Annotated in this window: 7 protein-coding genes; all 7 read right to left on the reverse strand. The window is 69.6% G+C overall.

The genetic code is table 11. From position 1 onward, the window contains the following. Positions 1 to 56: 56 nt before the first annotated feature. Positions 57 to 1,073 carry a hypothetical protein gene (locus tag ACIRPX_RS44025; RefSeq protein WP_404205779.1) on the reverse strand — a complete coding sequence of 339 codons (1,017 nt, stop codon included), beginning with the start codon at positions 1,071 to 1,073 and terminating at the stop codon, positions 57 to 59. 75 nt (positions 1,074 to 1,148) lie between these two features. Further along, on the reverse strand, positions 1,149 to 1,649 hold the full coding sequence (locus tag ACIRPX_RS44030; RefSeq protein ID WP_404205780.1) for a hypothetical protein: 501 nt from the start codon (positions 1,647 to 1,649) through the stop codon (positions 1,149 to 1,151). An 84-nt stretch (positions 1,650 to 1,733) separates the two neighbouring features. Further along, positions 1,734 to 2,198: a hypothetical protein gene (locus ACIRPX_RS44035; RefSeq protein WP_404205781.1), complete on the reverse strand. Its 465-nt coding sequence runs from the start codon at positions 2,196 to 2,198 to the stop codon at positions 1,734 to 1,736. Beyond that, positions 2,191 to 2,883: a hypothetical protein gene (locus ACIRPX_RS44040; RefSeq protein ID WP_404205782.1), complete on the reverse strand. Its 693-nt coding sequence runs from the start codon at positions 2,881 to 2,883 to the stop codon at positions 2,191 to 2,193. The genes ACIRPX_RS44035 and ACIRPX_RS44040 overlap by 8 nt, the downstream gene beginning before the upstream one ends. A gap of 272 nt (positions 2,884 to 3,155) precedes the next feature. Beyond that, entirely contained in the window at positions 3,156 to 4,157 is a 1,002-nt protein-coding gene (locus ACIRPX_RS44045) for a DUF932 domain-containing protein (protein WP_404205783.1), read from the reverse strand. Between the two features lie 303 nt (positions 4,158 to 4,460). Further along, complete coding sequence (locus ACIRPX_RS44050) at positions 4,461 to 4,901, reverse strand: hypothetical protein (RefSeq protein ID WP_404205784.1); 441 nt, start codon at positions 4,899 to 4,901, stop codon at positions 4,461 to 4,463. Between the two features lie 145 nt (positions 4,902 to 5,046). Beyond that, the gene (locus tag ACIRPX_RS44055; RefSeq protein WP_404205785.1) at positions 5,047 to 5,394 is read right to left on the reverse strand and encodes a hypothetical protein; all 348 of its coding nucleotides are present in this window, start codon (positions 5,392 to 5,394) and stop codon (positions 5,047 to 5,049) included. Between the last annotated feature and the right edge of the window lie 863 nt (positions 5,395 to 6,257).

Raw genomic sequence — 6,257 nt, forward strand, 5'->3', positions numbered from 1 at the left:
GGGCGGGGGCCGGGGCGGCCTGGCGGTAGGCCACCCCGGGGAGCGGGCTCGTCGGCCTACGGGCGGGTGAGCTCGCGGTGGATGCGCTCGCTGGTCTCGCGCGCCTCCCGGCGGGCCTGCTCGGCTGCCGCTTCCGGGCTGGCGGCGTAGACGATCTCGACGCTGCCGAACGCGTCTTCGGCGTCCACGGTGTGCTGCTCGCACAGGTCGGACAGTTCGCCCGGATCAATGGGGGCCTCCTCGACGTGCCAGATGTCGACGTCGCCCCCGCCCTTCCACTGACCGACCACGAAGTACGGGCGGTCCTGGCTCTCCGGCGCGGCGGCGGGCCGGGCCAACTGCTCGAACTCCGACCGGAAGAGCGTCAGACGGCGGCCCTCCTCCTCGGCTGCGCGCGTGCTGATCTCGGCCCACTTCGGGAGGTATTCGGCGCGGTGGGCCAGGCTCTCGCGGCCCGGTGCCAGCAGCAGCGCGAGCATCAGGTGCGGACGGGCGGTGAACCAGCGGGCCAGCGTCCACCAGGCGGCCATACTGCGTGCGGCCTGGGCCCGGTGGGCCTCAGCCTCTGCCTGCCAGCGGGCCTGCGCCCGTGCCGCGTGCGAGATCATCGCGTCCAGCCACCTCAGCAGCTGCGGGGTGTCGTGGAGGCGGGCCGCGTGCTGGAGGCTGGGGAAGTCGCTGCGCGCGGCGTAGTGGCCGGCGCACGCGCGAAGGATGGCGGTCAGCGTCTGGCCGGCCTGCGGGGGCGCGGGCCGGTCGGCAGTGTCGGTCAGGTCGCGTTCCAGCCATCCCCAGGGCACGTCGGCGGAGTGGGCGAGCACCCGGAGTGTGTTGCCGTGGTAGGCGCGGCCGCGGATGCGTACCAGGGGCTCGGCGGGCAGCTCGCGCGCGCTGACGGATCCGAGACTGGCGCGGACGGCGTCGAAGCGGTCCCATCGGGCGGGGCTGCTGGTCGCGCTCACGTGGACAGTTCCCGTGGCCGCGCCGGTGAGGGTGTAGAGCACTACTCCGGTGGCGTCCGCCTCGGAGGCAGCGGCGCGGACGGTGCCGGACGGGGTTGCAATGATGATCACGGGGTGTCTCCTCACAGGGTGTACGGGGATGGGGAGTTTGCGGGCGGCCCGGCTCCCGCCGGGCCGGGCGGGGCCTCAGCCGGTGACGGACGGGTCCGGCAGGAACGGGGCGGGGTACGCGCGGGATACGGGCGCTGAGCTGCCCCCGCACGGCCGTACGGCGGTCTGCACGGCGGCGGGCTTCATGCCGTGCAGCCATCCGCGCTCGATCCGCCACCCGCAGACAACCGGGTCCGGTTCCTGGTCGGTCTGCACGACCAGGGTGGCCAGGACCGTGCAGCTGCCCTCCAGGGCGGCTGTGGCGGCGGCCTCGATGGTGGCGAACTCGTCCGGGTCGGCGTTCAGGTGCCATGCGGGGGCGGTCGTGACCGTGACGGTGGCGCTGGCCAGGCGGTACCGGCCGTCAACGTCCACCGCGGCGTAGTGCAGGCGGTGCCGTCCAGCCCCCAGGGCGGTGAAGAGCTGGGCGAATGCGAGGTGCGCGCGGTGGCGGGCGGCGGTGATCGCTTCGTCTCCGGGGTAGGGCAGGCTGCGACGGTCGGCGCGGTCGGGCTGGTCGGGCTGCGAGTTCGGCATGGTGACTCCAGCGGGGCGACGGGTGGGGGCCGGCTGCGCGCGGCGGCCGGGGGTGTCCCGCGCGCTGTGGCGAGCGGGACTCGGTCAGATGACGGGGCGGCGGCGGCCCAACGTGTCCAGGCGGCGGATGTCGGGCGCGGGCTCCCGGAAGTGGCACCAGGTGCGCCCCAGGAAGTCCTCGGCGGTGTAGAAGTGCACCGTCCGGGCCCGGCCGCTTCCGCCTGCCGTGGTGTAGGCGGCGGCGTACCAGTAGCCGTTGATGCGGAACGGAACGGCGTCTGCGGGCCACTCGTGCGGGATCGGGGTCAGGTGCGCTCGGCGTGCGTGGTGCAAACGGCGGTCGGTGGTGAGGTCGACCGCCATGAAGTGGTCCCGCTCTTCCGGGTGCTGCTCGCCGAACTCGTCGTCCTGCTCCCAGCAGGCGTCGCAGTGTCCGAACCACGTGCACGGCAGGAGGTACAGGGGGCGGTCGTGCATCTCGGTGATGCCGCCGTGGTAGGTGACGCGGCTCCCGATGAACAACCTGGGTGCGGGGGCGCTCTCAGGCATGGGCGGCCTGCCAGGCCTTCGTGTTCCACTCGCGGGTCAGTTCGTCGGCGTATGCGACGTCACGCGCGGCCTCGGCGTCCAGCGCGGCCACGACTCGGACGCTGCCCCGGATCTGGTCCGCGCGGCGCTGGGCGGCGGCGGCCTGCTCCTGGCGCTCGGCCTCCTCCTCCGGCACGCGCCGCACGAGGTAGATCCGCTCGTCGCTGGTGAAGATCACGAGGTAGCGGCGGAAGTCCTCGATACGCGCGGGGCGGGCCGGGCCGGTGGTGGTGTCGGCCAGCGTGGCGCGGGCCTTGTCCAGCAGCTTCGCCACTTCCTCGGTCGCCTTCACGCCCGTGTCCCGCTGGTGCTGGTTGCGGCCGTAGTAGACGCGGGCCTTGTCGCGGACGGGGGCGAACTCCACCGGGGCGTAGATGCTGATCATCCGGCGGGCGTAGTCGTCGCGCTGGTCCCGCTCGGCCTGGGCGGCGCGCGCGGTGTCGGTCACCTTGCCCTGCGTCCAGCTCAGCGCGGTAGCGGCGCACGACGTGCCGTAGTACACGACGTCTTCGGCGGTGCCGTCCTCGTTCCCGTCGGCGTCCAGCGGCATGAGCGCGACGGTGCGCTTGAGTCCGCGGCGGCCGCAGCAACCGCACGTGTCGTAGTCGTCGACGATGCCTTTGATCGTCCACTTCGGGATGGGCATGAATGGCCTTCCGTGGGGCGGTGGGTGGTGTGTGGACCTGCTGGGCGTCCGCCGGCGCGGCCTGGGCGCAGGAAGCGGCGGACATGTTCTTGCGCGCGGTCTGCTCCGCAGACGCGACGCGCTGCCGCTACGCGGCAGGGCGGGCCGGGGAGCGCTCCGCGCCCCTGTGAGGTGGGGGAGCGCTCCGCGCTCGGGCAGGGCGGCCTGTGCGGGCCTGCGGGGCCGGGCGGGCACCCGTGGGGGAGTACGGGGCCCGCCCGGTGTTCAGGGGGTCAGACCGTGGTGAGGGCGAATGCCTTTTCCATCAGGTCGTTCGCCGCTCCGCTGATGACCCGCTCGGCGCGGGCGCTCGCCTTCTCGGCATCGTTCTTGCCCAGGGCCGGGGCGACGTGGTTTGCGTACTCGGTGAGTGCGTTGTATCCGGCCCACCGCGTGCCCCGGATACCGGCCTGGGTCTCGGCGTGCTCGAACAGATTCGAGATTGCCCCCCACCGCTGGCGCTGGTTGGTCCGGGCGCGGGGGCTGTCCTTCTTGACCGGCCAGAGTTCGTCGACGACCGAGCGCAGCTCGTTGAGCGTCATCTCTTCCTGGATCATCCGCTGGGCGGCCTGCTCGAACTCATCGGCGTACTTGAACGTCAGACCGAGGGCGGAACGGGCCTGCGCGATGCGGGCCTTGGCTCCAGCGGTGTGCCGGACCACGAACGAGGAGCGGGCGCCGTGGATGGCCGCGCGGAGCGTGTTCGCGCACACGACTCGGACCGGCGTCACGATGATGCGGAACGCGCTGCCTCCGTCGTGGCTGTTGGAAGCCGCGATGTACAGGTCAACGTCGTCGTTCCCACCGATCGTGAGGGTCTGGGGCAGCTTCATGGTCAGGAACACCTGACGGCCGTCCTTGAGTGATCCGGCGGTCTCGAAGTGCGCGCCGGACTCGTCGGCCAGAAGGTTGAGGAACTCGGCGTGCTCCTCGTTCTGAACGGGGTAGTAGTCGCTGCCGACCACTCCGAGCGTCTGCGTGCGCCCGGTCTTGGGGTGCGTGCGGGCGGTCGCGAAGTGCTGCGGTACCTCCAGCGGCGTGGTGCCGTCGGCCGTGATCTCGGTCGCGGTCAGGGGGAGGAGTCGCACGTTCCAGCCGGACAGAGACGCGAGGCTCATGGCCTCTTCGGCGGTCATCGCGCCGTCGGTGACGGTGCCGAGCTTGTGCCAGGCGCTCGTGTTGGCGGAGGCGAAGGCGGCGGTGCCGTCGGTGAACTGCTCGATCTCGTGAGCCACTTGGGGCTTCCCTTCTGATGACGAACTTTCGGCGAGTCCGGTAGGGGGCCAACCCTTCCGAACGAGTTCCATAATACCTTACTCCGGGGGTGGGGCAACCGATTTGCGGCTGCCCCACCCCAGGCGGGACCGTCTACCAGTCCCCGTCGAACGCTTCAGGCTTCTCGTAGGCCTCGTGCATCGCCCATACCTCACTCGGGGTCAGGATGCCGCACTCCGGCAGAGTCCTGCGCTCCTCGACCGACAGATGCCTTCGGTCCCGGACACACACCATGCGTCCGTTTTCGCAGACGTGACAGTTGCTCACAGGGCCTCCCGCTGCCAGTGCTGGGGCAGTGCCGTAACGCTCCACGTGTGGACTCCGGTCAGTGCGGTGACGAACGCGCCGTTCCGGTACTCGCTGAGGCGGTAGAGCGTGGACTCTCGTCCTCGGCGGTCCAACTCGCGCTCAATGCGAGTCACCCAGTAGCGGCCGTGGCAGCACTCCTGCGACCCGTGGTAGCTGACCAACTGCCCGATGCTGGGGCCAGTGTCCGCGTGTATGGCGGCGGACAGATTGGACAGGGCGGTACCGAACGTGTGGGGCGGCAACGGCAGATCGGCCAGCGCGGGCCCGGTGTGCCCGGTCCGCACGCCGAAGATCCATCCCACCTCGAACAGGGGCCGGGCCACCTCGCGCACATCGTGCGGGAAACCAGTGTTCTCGGGGAGCTGTTCCAGTGCCGCCCGGAAAGCGGTCTCCATCTGCTCTCGCTCAGCCTAGGACGCCGGAACGGCGCGGTGGGCGGGCTTAATGCTCGTCATGCTCACAGTGACTTTCCCTCCGGTTGGTGTAGGTGCGGGGATTGTCCGGGGGGCCTGGGCAAACCAGACCCCCCGAAATTGCCTCCTACTTCAATCCGCGCGTCCGCAGAAATTCACTGATGCGGAATGCGATGGCTCGCACCGAAAGGGATGCTCCTCGGAACGTTCCGAGAATTCGGGGACCGGTTTCGCTGTCATGGATGATGTGGAACTCAAACCCCTGAGCGATCGGCAGGAGGATTCGGATGGGCCCGGCCGTGGTCTCGAACCGAATTGACGTGGTGCCGTCGTCCTGGTTGTGCTCGATGATGGCGTCTCGGAGGAGCTCCGGGCGCGGGAGAAAATTGGCGATGCAGCGCGCTTTTGCGGCCTGGTGGGTCGTGATCTCGTCCGTGGTGGGAGCCACCTTGCCTCCGCTGATGACGATTTCCACGCTTACGCCTTCCTGTTGACGAACGTTCGGCGGTGCCGGTTAGGGGGCCACCCTGTCCTGGCAAGTTCCATAATACCTTAAATTTGATCTGTTGCATCACCTCATGCGCAAATTCCTGCGCCATCTCCTGCGTTATCCCCTGCCCTCGACCAGCGGCCGGCCTCGCTAACACCCCAGGTCAGAGAGCCTCTTACGCGTGGTCGGAGAAGCTGACATCCCCTCTGCTGCCGCTCTCCCTGCCCGAATGAGAGAAAGGTGGGGGCGGGCTGGGGCGGCGCGGCGGCCTCGGGGATCGGGGGCGGAGAGTCTGAGTTGCGCGTCGGCGGGAGCCTCCGCGCTACGCCGCTCGCGTGCTGAAGCTGCCGGAGGCAGTCCTCAGTGCCCCTGAAGGTCCTAGCGCGGAGGCGCACGAGGCCGGTCGCGCAGTCGCAGCCGGGGGGAGCTGCCGGAGGCAGTGAACCCCCGGGCCGTGCCGGGTGGTTCGGGTCCCGGAGGGGCCCGAACCGAACCCCTCCCTTTCTCGTATTCCGTGGTGTAATCTTTTTCCACGGAATACTAATCACGTCTTTTCCGTTTGAAGGAATCGGAGATTCCCAACTCCCTCCCCACACAAGGGAATCGGAGATTCCCGCCACCCCCACACACCAAAACCGGTCCCACAAACCGGATATGACACACCCTCAACTCAATTCCCAACTCCCCACCCACAAAACCAAACCAGCGTCTTTCGTGCCGGAGGCACGCACGTTATGCAATTAAGGCCGGAGGCCGTATTGCATAACGCCCCGCCGGAGGCGGGCAATTCGCGCGGGGACGCGCGAAACGAGCGCAGCGAGTATTCGGCTGCCGGAGGCAGAGCGAAG

Origin of the sequence: Streptomyces sp. NPDC101225, from assembly GCF_044767585.1 — a bacterium.
In the GTDB taxonomy this organism is placed as follows: Bacteria; Actinomycetota; Actinomycetes; order Streptomycetales; family Streptomycetaceae; genus Streptomyces.

Bases quoted from the DNA above. Each gene is read 5' to 3' on its own strand.
- ACIRPX_RS44030 (WP_404205780.1), bottom strand. From the start codon at position 1,649: ATGCCGAACTCGCAGCCCGACCAGCCCGACCGCGCCGACCGTCGCAGC.
- ACIRPX_RS44035 (WP_404205781.1), bottom strand. From the start codon at position 2,198: ATGCCTGAGAGCGCCCCCGCACCCAGGTTGTTCATCGGGAGCCGCGTC.
- ACIRPX_RS44040 (WP_404205782.1), bottom strand. From the start codon at position 2,883: ATGCCCATCCCGAAGTGGACGATCAAAGGCATCGTCGACGACTACGAC.
- ACIRPX_RS44050 (WP_404205784.1), bottom strand. From the start codon at position 4,901: ATGGAGACCGCTTTCCGGGCGGCACTGGAACAGCTCCCCGAGAACACT.